This window comes from Mycobacterium sp. NGS29 (assembly GCF_059812965.1).
Window position 1 is genome coordinate 68,618 of record NZ_JCALDR010000005.1, and the last position, 19,275, is coordinate 87,892.

Annotated in this window: 13 protein-coding genes; 6 read left to right on the forward strand and 7 right to left on the reverse strand. The window is 68.1% G+C overall.

Annotation, left to right across the window (positions count from 1 at the left end; genetic code table 11):
• Positions 1 to 6 precede the first annotated feature (6 nt).
• Complete coding sequence (locus AC5Y5Z_RS08750; RefSeq protein WP_499924950.1) at positions 7 to 1,092, forward strand: glycosyltransferase family 4 protein; 1,086 nt, start codon at positions 7 to 9, stop codon at positions 1,090 to 1,092.
• Positions 1,093 to 1,099: 7 nt separating this feature from the next.
• Here the strand turns inward: AC5Y5Z_RS08750 and AC5Y5Z_RS08755 are convergent, their stop codons facing one another.
• The 6 genes from AC5Y5Z_RS08755 to AC5Y5Z_RS08780 all read right to left on the reverse strand — a co-directional run bounded on the left by AC5Y5Z_RS08755 (position 1,100) and on the right by AC5Y5Z_RS08780 (position 11,347).
• Positions 1,100 to 2,464, reverse strand: coding sequence for an HNH endonuclease signature motif containing protein (locus tag AC5Y5Z_RS08755; RefSeq protein WP_499924680.1), 1,365 nt, complete (start codon positions 2,462 to 2,464; stop codon positions 1,100 to 1,102).
• A gap of 237 nt (positions 2,465 to 2,701) precedes the next feature.
• Positions 2,702 to 4,666, reverse strand: a complete 1,965-nt coding sequence (locus AC5Y5Z_RS08760) for an FkbM family methyltransferase (protein WP_499924681.1) — start codon at positions 4,664 to 4,666, stop codon at positions 2,702 to 2,704.
• Positions 4,663 to 6,159: an O-antigen ligase family protein gene (locus AC5Y5Z_RS08765; protein WP_499924683.1), complete on the reverse strand. Its 1,497-nt coding sequence runs from the start codon at positions 6,157 to 6,159 to the stop codon at positions 4,663 to 4,665. Before AC5Y5Z_RS08765 ends, AC5Y5Z_RS08760 begins: the two co-directional genes overlap by 4 nt.
• On the reverse strand, positions 6,156 to 7,661 hold the full coding sequence (locus AC5Y5Z_RS08770; RefSeq protein ID WP_499924684.1) for a tyrosine-protein kinase domain-containing protein: 1,506 nt from the start codon (positions 7,659 to 7,661) through the stop codon (positions 6,156 to 6,158). The genes AC5Y5Z_RS08765 and AC5Y5Z_RS08770 overlap by 4 nt, the downstream gene beginning before the upstream one ends.
• A 98-nt stretch (positions 7,662 to 7,759) precedes the next feature.
• Positions 7,760 to 9,343, reverse strand: coding sequence for a copper resistance CopC family protein (locus AC5Y5Z_RS08775; RefSeq protein WP_499924951.1), 1,584 nt, complete (start codon positions 9,341 to 9,343; stop codon positions 7,760 to 7,762).
• A gap of 138 nt (positions 9,344 to 9,481) precedes the next feature.
• A complete protein-coding gene (locus AC5Y5Z_RS08780) occupies positions 9,482 to 11,347 on the reverse strand; it encodes a putative bifunctional diguanylate cyclase/phosphodiesterase (RefSeq protein WP_463827437.1) in 1,866 nt (621 codons plus the stop codon).
• 385 nt (positions 11,348 to 11,732) lie between these two features.
• Here AC5Y5Z_RS08780 and AC5Y5Z_RS08785 point away from each other — a divergent pair, with 385 nt between their 5' ends.
• From AC5Y5Z_RS08785 to AC5Y5Z_RS08800, 4 genes are all read left to right on the forward strand, one after another.
• On the forward strand, positions 11,733 to 12,920 hold the full coding sequence (locus AC5Y5Z_RS08785; protein WP_499924952.1) for an NAD(P)/FAD-dependent oxidoreductase: 1,188 nt from the start codon (positions 11,733 to 11,735) through the stop codon (positions 12,918 to 12,920).
• A complete protein-coding gene (locus AC5Y5Z_RS08790; protein ID WP_499924685.1) occupies positions 12,917 to 13,825 on the forward strand; it encodes an RNA polymerase sigma-70 factor in 909 nt (302 codons plus the stop codon). The genes AC5Y5Z_RS08785 and AC5Y5Z_RS08790 overlap by 4 nt, the downstream gene beginning before the upstream one ends.
• 46 nt (positions 13,826 to 13,871) lie before the next feature.
• Positions 13,872 to 15,125, forward strand: coding sequence for an aminodeoxychorismate synthase component I (locus tag AC5Y5Z_RS08795; RefSeq protein ID WP_499924686.1), 1,254 nt, complete (start codon positions 13,872 to 13,874; stop codon positions 15,123 to 15,125).
• 139 nt (positions 15,126 to 15,264) lie between these two features.
• The gene (locus AC5Y5Z_RS08800; RefSeq protein WP_499924688.1) at positions 15,265 to 16,674 is read left to right on the forward strand and encodes a hypothetical protein; all 1,410 of its coding nucleotides are present in this window, start codon (positions 15,265 to 15,267) and stop codon (positions 16,672 to 16,674) included.
• A 9-nt stretch (positions 16,675 to 16,683) separates the two neighbouring features.
• Here the strand turns inward: AC5Y5Z_RS08800 and rsmI are convergent, their stop codons facing one another.
• Positions 16,684 to 17,547 (reverse strand): 16S rRNA (cytidine(1402)-2'-O)-methyltransferase, encoded by an 864-nt coding sequence (gene rsmI, locus AC5Y5Z_RS08805; protein WP_499924690.1) that lies wholly within the window; start codon positions 17,545 to 17,547, stop codon positions 16,684 to 16,686.
• 99 nt (positions 17,548 to 17,646) lie between these two features.
• On the opposite strand from rsmI, the gene AC5Y5Z_RS08810 reads away from it, so the two are divergent.
• Entirely contained in the window at positions 17,647 to 19,149 is a 1,503-nt protein-coding gene (locus AC5Y5Z_RS08810; RefSeq protein ID WP_463827512.1) for a dolichyl-phosphate-mannose--protein mannosyltransferase, read from the forward strand.
• Positions 19,150 to 19,275 lie beyond the last annotated feature (126 nt).

Here is a 19,275-nt window from a genome sequence, read left to right on the forward strand (position 1 = left end):
CCCCGGGTGCTGTGGCTTTCACCCTGGATGCGACCCTTGGCGCGGGTCCAGGCCGAGGCGTTGAGCCGCCACGGAGCCGAGGTGCTGCTGGTGACGTCCGACCAGCATCCGGAGTCTGACGCTCCCCGCGACTACGAACTGGTACTCGACCCGCGGTTTCGGACGGCTGCGACCTGGCCGGCCACTTATACCGCCTGGCGCCGTATCCGCGACTACCGTCCCGACATCGTGATCACCGAACTGGTTCGCGATCCGCGCTGGATAGCGTTGGCCGGACGGGTCCCGCGAATCCAACTCGTGCACGACGACCGACCACACGATGCCGCCGAGCAGCGGCCCTCCTACGAACTGGCGGTGTTCGATCGGTGGGGCGCTCACTCCGCGGCCACCATCGCCTACAGCGACTACGTGGCAGCCGGGATAGTTGGCCGGCGCGACGTGGCGGGCACGTCCGTGCGCGTCGTCCCGCTCACCAGTGACCTCGACCCCGGTCTCGTTCCGCCGCGGGCCGGTCCCGACCAGCGCCGTGATTTCGTGATGATCGGCCGGCTCAACCCGTACAAGAACCTCGACGTGGTGTTGGCGGCCTGGCAGCGGCATGTCGACGGAAGCTGTTGGCGCGGAGATGATCTGGTGCTGATCGGAGATGGGTCGGTAGACGCCGCGTACCTGCCGCCGCACACCCGGTGGCGCTCGGGTCGGTACCGCTACGCCGATATGGTGGGCACCCTCGCGGCCGCGAAGGGGTCGGTCGCGCACTACCGGCGTGCCTCGCAGAGCGGGGTGCAGGTGCTCTCCATGCAGTTGGGGGTGATGCCGATCGTATCCACGATGGGCGGCCTGCCCGAATACCAGCCGTCGGACTGCCCCCCGGTCGGGGTCGACGACATCGCCGGTCTGGCAGCCACTTTCGACATGCTCGCCGACCCGGACACCGCAGCGCGGCAGGGTGCGGTGGCGGCGCAGCACTATGCTCGCCGTTTCGCCGTCGACCGGGCCGCCGGCCGACTTCTCGAAGTGATCGACGATGTGCGTCGAGCACCAGGTGACCGGGTGGGCCGGGGCCACGCGCGCAGCTCGGCACGAGGCTGATCACCCGTCAAGCGGGTTCGTCGTCGTGTTCGGGGTTGAGGAGTTTTTCGGGGTGGTGGTAGGTGTTGGTTCTGGGTTGGCCGTGGTCTTGGTGGGGTGGGGGGAGCCATTCGGTGTGGCCGCGGGTGTTGGTGCGGGTGGTCCAGCCGTGTTCGGCCAGGCGGTTGTGGGTGCCGCAGGCCAGGGTGAGGTCGGTGATGTCGGTGCGCTGGGTTTTGGTCCAGCCGGTGATGTGGTGGACTTCGCTGTGGTAGGCGGGGGCGTCGCAGCCGGGTTTGGTGCAGCCGCGGTCTTTGGCGTGCAGCATGATGCGTTGGGCGGGGTTGGCCAGGCGTTGGGTGTGGTACAGCGCTAGGGGTTTGGCTCTGTCGAATAGGGCCAGGTAGTGGTGGGCGTGGCTGGCCATGCGGATGACATCGGTGATCGGGAGCAGGGTGGCGCCGCTGGTGCGCCCTGTGCCGGTACCGGCTTCGAGGTCTTGCAGGGTGGTGGTGACGATGATGGTGACCGGCAGCCCGCGGTGGGTGCCCAGGTCCCCGGAGGCGAACAGCGCGCGCAGGGCGGCCAGCGTGGCGTCGTGCTGACGCTGGGCGGTGCTGCGCCGGTCGGCACCGGCGACCCCGGGGTCGGGTTCACCGTCGATGAGCGGGGCTTGGTCGGCGGGGTTGGCCATGCCGGGGGCGGCCAGTTTGGCCCACAGTGCTTCGATCGCTGCGCGTAGTTCGGGGGTGATCAGCCCGCTGATCGTGGACATGCCGTCACGCTGCTGGGCACCTAGGGTGATCCCGCGCGATCGGGTGCGTTCTTCGTCGGTGAATTCCCCGTCGGGGTTGAGGCAGTTCATGATTTGGCGGGCGTAGCCGGCGAGCTCATCGGGGCGTTGCCAGGTGGCTTTGTCGGCCAGGTCGGCTTCGGCGGCCTCGCGGGTCAACGCATCGACCGCCGCGGGCAGATGTTTGAAGAAGTCGCGGATCACGGTGATCTGCCCGTCGCCGATGTGCCCGGCGCGCTGGCCGGCTGCGGTCGCGGTCAGCACCGGCTCCAGGGGTTGTCCGGTCAACGCGCGGCGTGGGCCCAGATCCGCGGCCTCGGCGATGCGGCGGGCGGCGCAGGGTTTGGTGATGCCCAACCGGGTGGCCAGCGCCTCACACAACGTGCCACCCAACTCGGTTTTGTCGGCCTGGGCGCCGAGCTGATTGATCAACGGGTGCTGCGGGACCCGTAACCGGCGCGCCATCTGTTCCAGTCGCTGCAAGGCCCGCAGCCGCTCCGGGGTGGTCAACACCTCAAACGGCAACCCGCACAACCGATCCAACCCAGCATCGAGCGCGTCGAAGACCGCCACGATCTCATCGCGCGAACTCGTTGCCATGCCAATGATTCTACGAACCACCACCGACAACCAGATGAGCGATAAACGATTGCGCCAGAACATCATTCGCTCAAGATAGACGGAACCGAACGGCACCGGAATGCGTCTAACACATCAGCGGCCACCGCACCCCGGACGCCAGGTGATAGCAGATGCGCCACCACAATTCAGAAGACATCACCGCGCCCCTGGAGTTACAGACGTGACGCGTGGGACAAGCCATCTGGCTCAGTAAGTTCAGCGCACAAACGCCGACACCAACTCCGGCGATGAGACCGCGCAGAAGTCATGCACGTACCCCTTCGGCATGGCGAAGGGATGGAACTCACCCGAATCCACCATCGACACCTGGTCGCGCGCCACGTCGAAATCAGCGATCGGCCGCAGCGCGGTGTCGCGGACGTAGAACAGGTGGTAACCGAGATCCTCGATCAGCCGGAAGACCTCCGCGATGGGCACCGACAGGTGCCGCTGCTCGATCTCGATCAGGATGGTCGGCCGGCAGCGCCGGAACATCGCCGAACCCCCACGCAGAACGGACATCTCGTGTCCTTCGACATCGATCTTGACGAAGTCGACGGCAACGTCGGTCAACACGTCGTCGAGGCGAACCAGGGGCACGTCGATCTTGCGGACGTCCACCCCCTGCCCGTCGAACCCGTGCGCGAGGCTGCCCTGCGCCGTCACCTGCCGGTTGTGCCGCGCGGGCACCAACAGTTGCGCGGTGCCGGGCTCGTCGGAAACCGCGGCCTGGTTGAAGTGGACGTAGGGCAGCGCCCGGTCGAGCTTGCGCAACATCGGCGCGTTGTCCGGGTGCGGCTCGAAACTGTAGACCTGACCGGACTTTCCGACCCGGCGAGCCAGGTGATAGGTGAACAGCCCCCAGCTGGCGCCGACGTCGACCACGGTTGCGCCGCTGGGCGAGAAGTGATCTGCCACGACCATGGCCAGATCCTGGGTCGACCGGCGGCGCCACAACGCCTCGGTCGCCGTCGCCATCGCGGTCCGGCCCAGCACCCGGCCCACGTTGCGCACCGTCACGAACTTCGCCGCCCAATTGGCGGCGCTGCTGTGCAGCAAGCGGTCTTTCGCTGACAATGTCTCACCTTCCCCGGCGGTGGCACGCACATCCGCCCACACCTGATCCAGCCGCCGATACCAGCGGTCCAGGCCGAAGTCCCCGGCCCGGTCGCGGGCCGCTGCGCCGAGCTCGGCACGCAGCGCATCGTCCTTGAGTAGTTCGGTCAGTGCAGCTGCGATCTGGTCGGGACGGCCGGGCTCGACCACCAGACCATTCACCCGGTCGGTAATCGCCTCGCCGATGCTGCCCACCAACGTCGTCACCGGCGCCAGGCCGTAGGCCATCGCCTCCAGCAACGCCATCGGTAAACCCTCGTCGTAACTCGGCAGCACGAAGATGTGTGCGGCGCCGAGCAATTCGTCCCTGGCCGCTGGATCCACCCATCCCGCAACATGAATCGTGTCCGCGACGCCGGCCGTCGCCACCGCCGCGCGTGCCTGGTCCACCTCACCGTCGCCGGCCAGCGTCAACCGTAGCCGGCCGCGAATTTCGGGATCGAGGGCGGCGACGGCGTCGATCAGGTCATAGCTGCCCTTGCGCACACCCAGCCTGCCCAGCGAAACCGCATGTACCGCTTCGACATTCGATTGAGCAACCGGGCGGTGCGGAATCGGCACGGCGTTGTTGAGCACCTGGATCCGGTCGTCGGCTAACCGCAGTCGGTCGGCGTATTCCTGGACGTGCCGGGTGCCCAACACCAACCACTGGTCGGCCACCAGCACCCGCCGAACCACCCACTGCGCCCACGGCGGCAACCCGTCGAACCAGCCGCCGAAGTCGTAGCTGTGCGCGTGCACCACGGTGGGCACCTTGGCCAGCCGCGCCGCCGCCAACGGCAACGCCTTGCGCACCACGCTGCCGCCGTGCGCGAGGTGGATGTGCAGAACGTCGGCCCGATCCCGCAGCAGCAGCCAGGTGGCGCGCAGCATTCCGGACAGACCGACCCAGCGCCGGTACCAGAAGGAACCCTCGATGTAGGTGGGCACCACGGTGATCCGGACGCGGTCATCGGGGTGCGCAGCCATCAGGGTGATCACCGTGGCCATGCCGCCACGGCTGGCCGCCTGCGCCGGCGCCGGACCCACCACCAAAACCCGCAGCGCCGGCCGCTTCGCCGTCACCGGGCCGCCTGTGCCGCCGGTGCGGGGTCAGCCGGCACATCAGCTGCAAATTCCTGCGCTTCAGCGTATTTGGCTGATCGCCGGCCGACCTTGGCGAACGCCAACGCCGCACCCAGCGCCAGACCCAACGTCATCGAGTTGGCCGGGTCCTCTGGCAACGGATCGATGATGGACATCACCAACAGGCCGGTGGCTGTCGCCGCGCTGATCTTCGCCGGCACCGACGCGCTGCGCAGCGCCCGTACCAAAGGGGTCAGCGCGAACACGGCGAACGCCGTCATCCCCACCGCACCGGACTTGGCCAGCCACCACAGGTAGAAATTGTGCGCATACGTGGTGCCCAGCGTCTCGGTGAATTCGTTGGGATCGTCACCGCCCCCGAACGGCAACTGATAGGCATAACCGAGCCCGTGGCCGAACACCGGCGCCGCCGCGATCTCCTCGTTCAGATGTCGGTCCTCGGCGAATCTGGCCAGCGTCGACGGGTCGGCGGTCAGTGCGGCGCCGGTCGATCGACCCAGCACCCGGTGACTGAAGCCGGTGATCTGGTGGGCCAGCCACACCCCCGCCGACGAATCGCCCAGCAGGAACAGCGCACCGGGAATCGTCACCGCCAGAATTCCAGCCCCGGTGAGCGCCAGCCGCGCGGCCCGGCGCACCGCAGACCAGCCCATGCTGGCGAAGAACGCGACGATGGCGGCGACGCCCACCGACAGTATTGTGTTGCGGGAGAACGCAAGAACGGCGATGACCAGTGCCGGAAGACCGAGCGCGAGGTAGGCGATCGGCTTCACCCGCCCGGCGATCTGCGCGGCGACCAGCGCGGTGAGCACGGCGATGGCCGGTATCAGGCTGTTGGTGATCACCCGGTTGGCGGCGTCGCCGGTGTCGGCCTGCAGACTCTCGGTCCGGCCCGCCAGTCGGATACCGCCCGACGAAGCGAGCAACGCCATTCCCGCTGAAAACCACAGCGTGAACGCCATCGCGTGGATCGAGAGCAGGATGTAGTCGCCGTACACGATCACCAGCGCCAGCACAAAACCCGCGATCATCTCGAACAGGAAAGTCGCTTCGCGCACCACGATCGCGGGATTGTGTCCGGTCGAAAACCCAACCGCGGCAAAGTAGATCACTGTCAGCGCAAACATCCCCGGCAACAGGTACTCGGACATGCGCAGCCGCACCACGGGCAGCACGAAGCAGATCGCCAGAATCAGCACCACGTGCGAGGCGTAAATCGACACGGGCCCAACAACTTTGCCGACGTGCAGGCCTTGCGGCAGCGCCGCGAAGTCCAGAAACAGGGCCAACCCGATCATCAATTCCGGTTTGGCCCAATAGACGATCAGGAAGAACGTCAACCCCACCAGCATGATGCCTTGCGTGGTGTTGCGCACCGACAGTGCGCCGTAAACGAAGCAGCCCAGCAGAAACACCGTCAACACCACGGCGGCCACCGCCAGGCGATGACGACTCCGCAGGTAGAGAATCACGCCGGGCCACTGACCTTGGCGCGGTAGGTGCGGGTGGCCGCCCGGGTGTGCCGGGCGATCCGGGCGTCGGTCAGCACCGTGCCCACCACGTTGGCACCGGCCGCCCGCAGTGCGGTCAGCGCGTCGGACAGCTCGTCCTCGGTGGTGCGCCCGGCCCGGGCCACCAGCACCGTGGCATCCACCGCGCCGCCGAGCAGACCGGAGTCGGCTGTCGCCAGCACCGCCGGGCCGTCGACAACCGTCCGCTCGAACGTCTTCGCGACATCCTTGAGCACCGTGTCCAACACCTCGGGCAGATACGCGCTGATGGGCAGGGTTTCGCGGCGCACCGAGCGCGCCGCCAGCACGAACAGCTTGGGAATCGACGTCGGCTTGGTGGCCTCGGTGGCGATCTCGGGGTTGGACAGCGCGTTGGACAGTCCCTCCCCCGATTCGACTTTCAGCAGCGGCGCGATCACCGGTCGCCGGGTGTCGCCTTCGATCAGCAGCACGTCCTCACCGAGTTCGGCGAAGGCCCGGGACAGGTTGATCGCGGTCGTCGTGGTCCCCTCGCCGCCGAAGGGCGCGGTCAGCAGCACCCGGTTGGCGCCGGGTCCCATCGCCCGCAGCAGCCGCGCCCGCAGGCCGCGCACCGCGTCGTCGAACGAGATGTCGGTGCCGAATCGTGGTGCGTTGCCCCGGTGTCCGGGCAACTCGGCCAGCGTCGGCAGACCGGTGAGGTTCTCCAGCTTCGCGCGGTCGCGCACCGTGCGGTCGGCGGCCTCGCGGGTCAGCGCCACCCCGGTGCCCAACAACAGACCAGCCACCAGACCCATCGCCATGTTGCGCACCGGTACCGGCTTGGACGGCTTGTCCGGCACCCCGGGCTGTTCGATGACCGTCGCACGGGCCACCGGCAGCACCGTACCGTTCGGGTTCGTTGGCGTCGTCGCTGTTTCCGACGTCGTCGTCGTCTCGGTGGGTGGTGTCGGGGTGGGTTGCTCGCCGTCGATAGGCGGAGCCGACGGCGTCGGCGACGGGGGCTGCGACGTAGCGGTGCTCGCCGGCGCGCCCGGCGCCTTCGGACTGCCGCCCAGCGTGCCGACCATCAGGGTGAACTCGTCGGCGACGGCCTTGGCCAGCTTCGCGGCCCGATTGGGATCGGTGTCGGTGACGGTGATGGTGAACAGGGTGGACTTCGGCGTGAACGCCACCTTGGTCTGGTTGGCCAGGTCGTCCGGGCTGATCGGGAGGTGGAACTGCGCCACCGCACGTTCGGCCACCGCGTGCCCGCCGGCGATCGCCGCATACGACGACAATCGTTCCTGCGCGGCCTGCGTGCCCTGGTACACCTGCATCAGATCCGTCTCACCCGAGAACGACACCAAGACGGTGGCCGTGGACTCATAACTCTTGGTCTGCAGGACCGTAATGGCCGCTGCCCCAGCCAAACACGCCAGCACCGCGCCCGTGAAGAGCTTCCAATGCAGCAGGAGAGTCCGAACAAAGGTACGGAAATCCATCCCCCACTAAACCTCCTGAGCGGACGCCGCCTGAATAGCGTCAGTTCTGTCTGCATACCGGCCGCAGGGCCGCCGCCGCAAGTAGCGGCACTTTTCGGTCACGACGCGGCCGGGGTTGCCAGCGTCGCACGGGGCACATCGAGGGTGGCTATCGGATAGAAGCCGGAGTCGTCGCGGCCGTCGCGCGCCAGCCGCATGGGCGGATAGGTCACCGCATGCGAGCCGTTGGGCTTGTGCTGTTGCCACTCGACGGCGGCGCGCACCGTGTAGTGGCCCGGCGGCAGACCTTTGAGGTCGACTTTCACCGTCTCGGTCGCCGACGCCGGCGGTGGTTGGTCGACATTGCGGTCGCCGGACGCGTCGGGCACCAGGGTTCTGAGGTCTACGGTGCCGGGCAGGGTCCGTACCGTCTGTCCGGCGAAGTCGACCACCCGGTAGCTCACGGTCCACTTCTCGGTCGCCGCGGCAGCACCGAAGTTGGTCCAGTTGACCGAGATCGAGGCGACCTTGTCCTGCAGCGACTGCGAACCTGGCCGGGCTTCCGCCGAATAGCGGTACCCGGCAACGGCGTTGGCCTGTGCCCACAGGACATACAGATTGGGATCCATCGGCGAGGTCGCGTCCTGGTCCGGGAAGTTGGTGCTCGACGTCATCGACACGTGATAGCGAATCACGTCGCGCAGACCCTTCTCGTAGTACTGCTGCGGGTTGATCCCGTTCGGCAGCTGACACCACTCGGTGATCACCGGCGCCTTCGCGAGGCGTTCGGTGAGCTGTTGGACCAGCGGATCCTGGGTCTGCGCATAGTGCGACGAGGATTCGGCCCAGGTGGGTAGCGGCGCGTAGACGCCGAGGCAGTCCGACCGGACACCGACCGGCGCGACCAGTTTCCTGGTGACATCGTCGGCCAACAGCTGCCGCATGATCTCCGGGTTGTTCGGCGTGGCAACCAGCTGGGTGTGCGGGAAGGCATTGACGTTGGCCGCCACCAGCTCGGTGATGGACGCCTTGGTGATGTTCTGGTCGCCGTACTGGCTGTAATACCCCAGCAGACGTTCACTGTCCTGCGGCGCCGGACCCGGCGCGTTCAGCGCCTCCTTCAAGAACGAGATGTGGTTTTCGCTGAAGTCCCCGTAACCGGAGAACTCGAAGACGCTGAGCCGTTCGTCGTTGTCGTAGCGTCGGCCGAGCGCGGCCAGCAACTGCCCGAAATCGTGGAGGTAGGTGGGGTCGTTGAAGTTCGGCACCACCTGCGTCACCCCGGCCGCCGGCCCGGTGGCCGGTCCGTTGTAGCTGATGCTGGTGGTCGACTTGGCGCGTTCCCAGTCGGGAATCTCGATATTGGTGTTGTTCGGATAGGTGACGTTGCAGCAGGAGTTGTAGGCCTGGACCCGCAGCGTCAGCCGCATGTGGCGTTCGGCCAGCTTGTTCAACGCGTCGTCGATGACGCTGAAGTCGAACCTCAGCTCATCCGGCGCGTCCGGCGGCAGCGTGGCCGGGTCGACCGGTTGCAGCTGGCGCCAGGTCACCCGCAGGCTGGCGTCGAAGGACGCGGGCCACGCCGGATACCGTTGCTGCGCGGTATCCCCCTGCGGAAACAGCGGTTCCAGCAGGTTCTCGTACTGGCCGCGCAACGGGTTGGATATTTCCTGGGCGGCCGCCGGGATGGCCGGACTCACCATCGCCGTCAACGGACCGGGATCGGTGTGGTTGCGACCGCATCCGCCGATCAACAGAGCCGTGCCGGCGACCACGACGGTCACGCACGCGACAGCGATTAACGTGAATTTTCTGATTGTTCGAACCATTCTCTGCTTGGGTCAGATTGCGCCGAGCGTGAGCGCCTCGCGGTCGGCGAGGAACGGCATCGGCATCCAGCGCGCGGACAGCAACGCCTCCATGGCGTCGCCCGGAACGGGGCGCGACAACAGGAATCCCTGCGCCCGGTGGCATCCGTGTTGCATCAAAGTCAGTGCGGCAGCCGGGGTTTCGACTCCCTCGGCGACCAGTTGCAGCCCGAACGCCTCGGCCAGACCGATGATGGCGCGCACGATCGCCAGGTCACCGGCGTTGGTGCCGAGGTCGCGGACGAAGCCGGTATCGATCTTGAGCATGTCCACGGGCAGCGACTTCAAATGCGACAGCACCGCGTAGCCGGTGCCGAAGTCGTCGATCGCGATCTGCACACCGACCTCTTTGAGCTCGTGCAGCGTCTTGCGGGTCGCTTCGATGTCGTGCACCACCGCACGCTCGGTGATCTCGAGGCACACCGAGCCCCCGTCGATGCCGAACTCTTCGATGGTATCGGCGACGGTGCGGACAAAGCCGCGGGTGATCAGTTGCACGGGCGAGACGTTGATGCGCAGGATCGCGCTCTGCCCCACCCCGTTGGACCGCCAGCGGCTGAATTCGGCGCAGGCGCTGCGCATCACCCAGCGGCCGAGTTCACCGGCGAGATTGGTGGATTCGGCGACGCCGATGAACGAATCCGGCAGCAACAGACCCCAGATCGGGTGCCGCCAGCGCACCAGCGCTTCGGCTGCCACGATGGCGCCGGTCCACAGGTCGACCTCGGGTAGGTAGTGCAGCAGCAGGGCTTCACTGTCGATGTCGCCCTGCAGGTGCAGTTCGATGTCGTTGCGGAAAGCGCTCTTGAGCGACATGTCGTCGGTGGACAGGGCGACCTGGTTACCGCCGGCCCGTTTGGCCGTCAGCACCGCCTCGTCGGCCCGGCGCAGCAGGTCGGTGCTGTTGTCGCGGCCCGGCATGCCAACCGCCAGCCCGATGCTGACCGTGCGGGTGATCTGGTGGCCGCCGATCGACAGCCGTTCGCGCAGCATGGTGCCGAGCCGGCGGGCGAAGGATTCGGCCGCGCCACTGGACATGGTCTGGTCGGGGATGACGACGAATTCGTCGCCGCCCAGTCGGGCAATCATGCTCTGACTTCCGGCGCACACCCGCAGCCGCTGGGCGAAGACGCGGATGAACCAGTCGCCGGCGGTGTGGCCGAGGTAGTCGTTGATCGACTTCAACCGGTCCAGGTCCATGTAGAGCACTGCAACGGGACCGGGATTGCCGCTGGCCAGCCGGTCGGACAGGTGCGCCACCAGCGCCCGACGGTTGTACAACCCGGTCAGGTCGTCATGCTCGGCGAGGTAACGCAGCTTCTCCTCGGCGGCGATCCGGGCCTGCAGCTGGGCGAACAGCGCCGCCACCGCCTCGAGGGTGTTGATTTCCTCTTGCTTCCATTTCCGGGCGCCGAATTTGACGAAACCCAGCACCCCGGTGGTCTTGTCCCCCGAGACCAGCGGTGCAGCAGCTACCGACGGCGAAGCCGTGTGCTTGGCGCCGCCGACCCAGCGCGGCAGGGTCCGGTTGCTCTGGTCGGGCCGGATCACCACCGGCTTGCGGCCGTGCTCACACTGCGCGAGTACCGGATCGGCGCTGGTGAAGTGCACCACCGCCTGCGGGTCCGGGTCTGGAACGTCGGTACGTGGCGGCCATTCCGCGACCAGCACCGAGGCACGGATGTCGTGGTCGTGGTGACGCAGGAAACTGGCGTCGACGTCGAACTGCTCGACGAGCTGGGCCAGGACCTTCTCGCTGACCTGCGTAGCGGTCGACGCTGTCGCCTCCATGAGCTGGGTAGCTACGGAGGTGACCACGAGGTCCAAGCTGCGCGGCACCGGGTCCTCCGTCTGGGCACGTGTCGAACGACTGCACCCAGTATGGGCGACTAACCCAGTGAGCGGCAGTCTCCGCGGGCCGCGGCTTCCCGATGCCTGCCGACGAAAATCGAAGCAGCCCTTCGGATGGCTCTCAATCGGCCTGGTTGCCTGGGAAAGTACCCGGACCGGCGCAGGTCACGGATGGTTTGTCAGTCATCTGAGATTAGCACGCGGCCCCGATCCGGCCGCTGAAATATTGGTCACCCTGCCCGCCCGCGGGCCGGACTCCCGGTCGGCGAACGTGAGACAGCTCACAAAGCCGGCCGCCGTTGTCACGCTTTGGCGGGCTGCGGTGTCTCCAGTACATAACCCCGCACCAGAAACGGAGACAACGATGTCTGAAATGTTCGAACCGTCCGGCGCCCGCACGCGCGTCGTCGTGATCGGCGGTGGCTACGCCGGGACGATGGCCGCCAACCACCTTCGGCTGCGCGCCGACGTTGACATCACCCTGGTCAACCCCCGTCCGCAATTCGTGGAGCGGATCCGCCTGCACCAACTGGCCGCCGGGAGCGGCACCGCCACCGTCGACTACGGCACCCTGCTGGGCGGCGGCATCCGTCTGGTCGTCGACAGCGCCGAGCACATCGACGCACCCGCGCGGCGGGTGTCGCTGGCCTCGGGGGGCGCGCTGGAATATGACTACCTGATCTATGCGGTCGGCAGCACCGGCGCCACTCCGGTCGCGGTGCCCGGCGCGGCCGAGTACGCCTACAGCCTCGCTGAACTGGAAGACGCGCAACGACTGCACTACGCGCTGGCCGACCTGCCCGACACCGCCACTGTGACCGTGGTCGGCGGCGGCTTGACCGGTATCGAGGCGGCCGGCGAACTCGCCGAGCGGGGATTTCCGGTGACCCTGGCCTGCGGGGGCATCCTGGGTCCGTCGTTGAGTGGCCCGGGCCGGCGTTCGGTGGCGCGGCACCTGCGCAAGCTGGGTGTCACCGTGCTCGAGTCCGCCACCGTCAGCGAGGTGCGGTGGAATTCGGTGGTGTTCGGTGACGGGACGATCGCGCCCAGCGCGGTGACGGTGTGGACGGCCGGATTCGGCGTGCCGGACCTGGCCACCCGCAGCGGTCTGCGCACCGACACGCTGGGCCGTCTGCTCACCGACGAAACGCTGACCAGCATCACCGACCAGCGCATCGTGGCCGCCGGGGACGCTGCCGCACCGTCCAACCAGCCGCTGCGGATGAGCTGCCAGGCGGCGATCCCGCTGGCCGCCCAAGCCGCCAACACCGTGCTGGCTCGCATCGCCGGGACCGCGCCGGCCGCGCTGAACCAGGCCTTCACCGGGCAGTGCGTCAGCGTCGGGCGCCGCTACGGCACCATTCAGCTGGCCCGCACCGACGACACCCCGATCAGGTTCTACATCGGTGGCCGGCTGGCCGCGTCGATCAAAGAGGTGGTCTGCAAGGGCACGGTGTGGGGCCTGCGCAAGGAGAGCGCCAAGCCCGGCTGGTACCGCTGGCTCAAGGGTGGTCGCCGACCCGCGCAGCTGACCCGTGACGAGCAGGTCGCGGTCCGTTGACGCAGCCGCCGAAGGACAGCGGCGGGCACGCAGAACGATTCACCCTGCTGCACCCGCTGCTGTTCACCATCGCCTACGAGATCTTGGGTGCGGCAACCGAAGCCGACGACGTGCTGCAGGACAGCTACCTGCGCTGGGCGGAGGTGGACCTGGCGACGGTCCGCGACACCAAGTCCTACCTGGCCCAGCTGGTCACCCGCCAGTCACTCAACGCATTGCGGGCCCAGGCCCGGCGTCGGGAGGAGTACGTCGGACCCTGGCTGCCCGAACCGCTGCTGCTCGACGACCAGGATGCGGCGGCCGATGTCGTTCTGGCGGAATCGGTTTCGATGGCCATGTTGGTGCTGTTGGAGACACTGAGCCCGGACGAGCGCGCGGTGTTCGTGCTGCGCGAGGTGTTCGGCTTCGACTACGCCGAGATTGCCGGCGCAGTCGGCAGACCCACGCCGACCGTGCGCCAGATCGCGCACCGGGCGCGGGAACACGTCCAGGCGCGGCGCAAACGGTTCGGCGACGTCGACCCGGAGCGCAACGCGCAGATCACCCGGCAGTTCCTCACCACAGCGGCCGACGGCAACGTGGCGGCGCTGCTGGAAATGCTCGCGCCGGACGCGGTCTGGATGGCCGACGGCGGCGGCAAGGCCACTGCAGCCCGCAAACCCATCGCGGGTGCCGAGAAGGTGGCCAAGGCGATTATCGGTCTGCTGCGCAAGACGCAGGCGCAACTGCAGGTGCAGACCGTCACCTGCAACAGCGCCCCGGCCGTGGTGCTGTACCTGGGCGGTCAACTGCAGGGTGTGATCACCGTGGAGATCGTCGGGGACAAGATCACCAACTTCTATGCGATGCGCAACCCGGAGAAATTGGTGGCCCTGGGCAACCCGCGACAGATCAGTCGGCGCTGATACCACCCTGGCGTGCGGAAATCCGCCGTTCTGTCAAGCTAGGGCGGTGCGAATCGAGCGTCTCGGCGATCTGGGCGGCGCACCGCAGGTGCTGCGCGCGGTCGGCCGTGCCACGGTGCGCCTGGGCCTGCCGCCGCCGGCGGCGCTGACCGGCGAGTGGTTCGGCGCGCTGGCCGTGATCGCCCCCAGCGTCGCAGTGCGGCCAGTCGCCGTGCGCGACGCGTTCGCCGGGACTGCGGGTGCGGTGTCATCGCAGCTCAGTGCCGTGGGGGGCGGCTGGATCGGCTACCTGTCCTACCCCGATCCCGGCGCGGACGGGCGGCCACACCGGATTCCCGAGGCGGCCGGTGGCTGGACCGACTGCGTACTGCGCCGCGACCCCGCCGGGGTGTGGTGGTACGAGAGCCTCTCGGGTGCCGCGATGCCGGATTGGCTGGCCGACTCCTTGGCGGCCCCGGCAGCAAGAACGGCACCAATGTGCCAGATCGAATGGGATGCCGCAGACCGGGCAGCACACTACAAAGGTGTGCTGGCGTGTTTGGATGCGATACGCGCCGGCGAGGTCTACCAGGCGTGCGTCTGCACTCAGTTCACCGGGACGGTGCGCGGTTCGTCGCTGGATTTCTTCGCCGACGGTATCGCCCGCACCGCCCCGTCCCGGGCCGCCTATCTCGCCGGACGGTGGGGTGCGGTGGCCTCGCTGTCTCCCGAGCTGTTCCTGCGCCGTAGGGGTGAGTTCGTGACGTCCAGTCCGATCAAGGGCACCCTGCCGCTGGACGCCTGGCCGTCGGCACTGCGGGCATCCCCCAAGGAAGTGGCCGAGAACATCATGATCGTGGACCTGGTCCGTAATGACCTTGGCCGGGTAGCGATTACCGGCACTGTCACTGTTCCGGAGTTGTTGGTGGTCAGGCGCGCGCCGGGCGTATGGCATCTGGTTTCCACGGTCTCGGCGCGGGTGCAACCCGAGCTGCCGACCGCAGCGCTGCTGGACGCCGCTTTTCCCCCGGCATCGGTTACCGGTACTCCTAAAATCCGTGCCCGCCAACTCATTTCACAGTGGGAACATCATCGGCGCGGAATATACTGCGGCACAATTGGTTTGATATCTCCGGTGGCCGGTTGCGAGTTGAATGTCGCGATCCGCACCGTCGAATTCGATGCTGAGGGTCAGGCCGTCCTCGGTGTCGGCGGCGGGATAACCGCCGATTCTGTACCCGCCGCCGAGTGGGCGGAATGTCTGCACAAGGCCGCTCCGGTGATCGGCCTGCCCAGCACCACCTCCAGTCGCGTGAGTTAGCTGAGCAAATATCGAGCGGCTCGAGCAGCTGCCGCGGATTTCGCCGAACGCCCACATGAGTCGCCGGGTGCGCATAAGCTGCTGCCATCGATGCGTGTTTTCGCGCATCAGGGACGCGAGCGGGTGCGAAAGGTCTGTCATGAGAGTTGCCATCGTCGGCGCTGCGGCGGCTGTCGTCCTGGGTGGCGCACTGGCGGTTGCGCCGCTGACCGTCTCCAACCAGAGCAAGGTCCTGTCCGGCGGCACCTGCACCGCCGGCAAGCAGTGCGACAAACTCGCGTCGGTGCTGATGCCGGAAACCGGCAAGCCGTCTGCGGTGGCACCCAAGGCCGCACCCTCGGTGATCGAACCCCCGCAGACGCCGTCGTCGGCATTAGCCCGGCCCGCCGGCCCGGCACCGGCGGCGTACACCAGTCCCGGCGGCGGCAGCAACGGCTCGGCGATACTTCCCGATGCCTCGAGCGCCACCAGCCCGTCCCTGCCGCCGGCCGCGGCACTGCCGCCCGGCTTCAACGACGGCCTGCCGGGCATCGGCCCGATTCCCGGCGTCGGCATCCCGGGTGTGCCCGACCTGTACGGTTACGCCGGCGGTATGGCCGGGCTGGCCGGGCTGCCCTACGGGGTAAACGCCGCATCGGCCGTCGTCAACGGCGTGCTGGGTGTCGGTAACACGGTGGCCAGCGTGGTCAGTACCAGCGCGCTGGCCGTCACCTACGTGGTGCTGGCCTACAACGCCCTGCAGTCATCGGGCATCCTTCCGGTCGCACAGAACGGCGTGCAAGGGGCGTTGAGCTCGGTCAGCAGCATGCTGTTGCCGACGGCCGGGGCCATCCTGCCGGCGGCGGCGCTGCCGGGGTTGAGCCTGCCGGGACTGCCGAACCTGAACCTGCCCGGGCTGCCCGGGATTTCGCCGGCCGGACTGATCGGTCTGGCCGGGGCGGGCGGTCTACCCGGGGTGAACCTGCCGGGACTGCCCGGCATATCGCCGGCCAGCCTGATGTCGCTGGCCTCCAACGCACTGCCCGGGCTGCCGGGTGTGTCGCCGACTGACGTACTGGCGATGGCAGCGGCCGGCGGCATCCCCGGCCTGCCCACGCTCTCGGCGGTCAACCCGTCCGTGCTCGCGGCCGCCCTGCCGGCGCTGACGGCCGGCATCCCGGGTCTGCCCCCGATCCCCGGCATCGATCCGGCGATGCTGACGGCCGCGCTGCCCGCATTGGCCGCCGCACTACCGGCGCTGAACCCGGCCATGCTGGCCCAGGTACTGCCCGCCCTGGCCGGCGGCGCCCTGCCCGGTGTGGATCCGGCCATGCTGGCCGCCGCCCTGCCGGCGCTGCTCGGCGGCGCACCGGCGCTGCCGGGCGTGGACCCGGCCATGCTGGCTGCGGCGCTTCCGGCGCTGGCGGCCGCTGCCGGCATCCCGACCGGCCTTCCGGCCCTGCCGGGCCTGCCGGGGCTGCCCGCACTTCCAGCATTACCGGCCCTGCCGGCACTGCCCGGCCCGCCGCCGCACCCGCCGCTGTGCATCCCCATGGGGCCCTGCATCTGACGTGAGGGGTTACTCCTCGCCAGACTCGTCGCGGCGGGACTGCAGAACCGCTTCGTAGAGTTGCCGCGGACGCACTTCCGGATAACCGGCGGCGACATGGCTGCAGGCGTCCTTGATCCGGATGCCGCCGTCGATCAGGTTCTCCACCTCCACGACCAGATCGGTCACCAGGGCGGGCACGTCGGTGCGCGGGCTGGCCCCGGCCAGCACGACGGTGATCTCGCCGAGCACCCCACCGGCCGTCCACGCCACCAACTCGTCCAGCGAGCCGCGCACCACTTCCTCGTGCACCTTGGTCAGCTCGCGACAGATCGCCGCTTGACGCTGTCCGCCGAGCTGTTCCACCGCGTCACGCAGGCAGGCGGCCAACCGACGCGGCGACTCGAAGAACACACAGGTACGCCGCTCCTCGGCGAGTGAGGCCAGCCAGCTGCGCCGCGCCGAACCCTTCCGCGGCGCGAAACCCTCGAAGCAGAACTTCTCTGCCGGCAGCCCCGAGACCACCAGCGCCGTCGTCACCGCCGACGGTCCGGGTAAGCACTGCACGGGCAGGCCGGCCTCGACGCACGCCGTGGTCAGCCGGTAGCCGGGATCGCTGATGATCGGCATGCCGGCGTCGCTGACCACCAGCACCGTCGCCCCGGAGCTGATGGCCTCGACCAGGGCGCCAACCCGGGTCGACTCGACCCGGTCGAACAGGCTCAACACCCGGCCCCCGATCCGGATGTCGAGCGCCTTGGCCAGGTTGCGCACCCGCCGGGTGTCCTCGGCGGCCACTACGTCGGCCTCGGCCAGCGCCCTGATCAGGCGAGGCGACGCATCCGATGGCCGGCCCAACGGAGTCGCGCCGAGCAACAGTCGCCCACTGGTCATGACCGACAGCCTACGATCGACGTGATGACAGCCCCGCCCCGAGAAACCTCCGTCTTGCCGGAGGACCCCGTCGAGCGGCCTGCGACGCCCCAGATACCCATGGCCAGCCCCGGGCTGTTACGTCCCGTCGCCGACTTCGGTCCGCTGGATCGCTCGCGCGGCTGGATTACCACCGGGGTGATCGCTGCGTTCGCGGCGCTGACCCGATTCCTCAACCTGGGCTCGCCGACCGACGCCGGCACCCCCATCTTCGACGAGAAGCACTACGCGCCGCAGGCCTGGCAAGTGCTCAACAACCATGGGGTGGAAGACAATCCGGGGTTCGGCCTGGTGGTACACCCGCCCGTCGGCAAGCAACTGATCGCAATCGGCGAGGCACTGTTCGGGTACACCGGCGTCGGCTGGCGGTTCACCAGCGCGTTGCTAGGCGTGATCATGGTCGTGTTGGTGACGCGGATCGTGCGCCGGATCAGCCGCTCGACCCTGGTGGGCGGCATCGCCGGCGTGCTGGTGATCTGCGACGGCGTCAGCTTCGTCACCGCCCGGACCGCGTTGCTGGACGGCTTCTTGACGTTCTTCGTGGTCGCCGCATTCGGCGCGCTGATCGTCGACCGCGACCAGGTGCGGCAACGCATGCACGTCGCGTTCCTCGAGGGACGCTGCGCAGCGACGGTGTGGGGTCCGCGCCTGGGCGTGCGGTGGTGGCGGTTCGGCGCCGGGGTGCTGCTCGGGCTGGCGTTCGGGACGAAGTGGTCCGGGTTGTATTTCATTGCGTTCTTCGGCGTCATGTCGCTGGCCTTCGATGTGGCGGCCCGCCGCCAATATCAGGTACCGCGCCCGTGGCTGGGCACGGTGCGCCGCGACCTGCTCCCCACCGCATACGCGCTGTTGGTGATCCCCTTCGCCGTCTACCTGGCCAGCTATTCGGCGTGGTTCGCGTCCGAGACGGCGATCGATCGTCACCAGGTCGGCCAGACGATCGGTCCGCACAGCGTGGTCCCGCTGCCCGACGCCATCCGCTCGCTGTGGTGGTACACCACGAAGGCCTTCCACTTCCATTCGACCCTGACGAATTCCGCGGGCAACTATCACCCGTGGGAATCCAAACCGTGGAGCTGGCCGATGTCGCTGCGGCCGGTGCTGTACGCGATCGACCAGAACAACGTGCCGGGCTGCGGCGCCCAATCGTGTGTCAAAGCAGTCATGCTGGTCGGCACCCCGGCGATGTGGTGGCTGGCGGTGCCGGTGCTGGTGTATGCGTCCTGGCGGATGTTCATTCGCCGAGACTGGCGATACGCCGCGGTGTGGGTGGGCTACTGCGCCGGGTGGCTGCCGTGGTTCGCCGAGATCGACCGGCAGATGTACTTCTTCTACGCGGCGACGATGGGCCCGTTCCTGGCCATGGCGATCGCGCTGATCCTCGGCGACATCCTGCACCAGCCCGGCCAGAACAAGGAACGGCGCACGCTGGGGATGATCCTGGTGTCCTGTTATGTGGCATTGGTGGTGACCAACTTCGCGTGGCTGTTCCCGGTGCTGACCGGATTGCCCATCTCCCAGCAGACCTGGGACATGGAGATCTGGCTGCCCAGCTGGCGGTAGCGCCCGGGCCAGGCTGACGCAGAACGCCGAGCGTCACACCAGCGTGGCGCTGGACGCCGAACGACCCCCCACATCGCCGAATGTCGCCCCCGCTGTCGCCCAGCGTCACGCCAGCGTGGCGCTGGA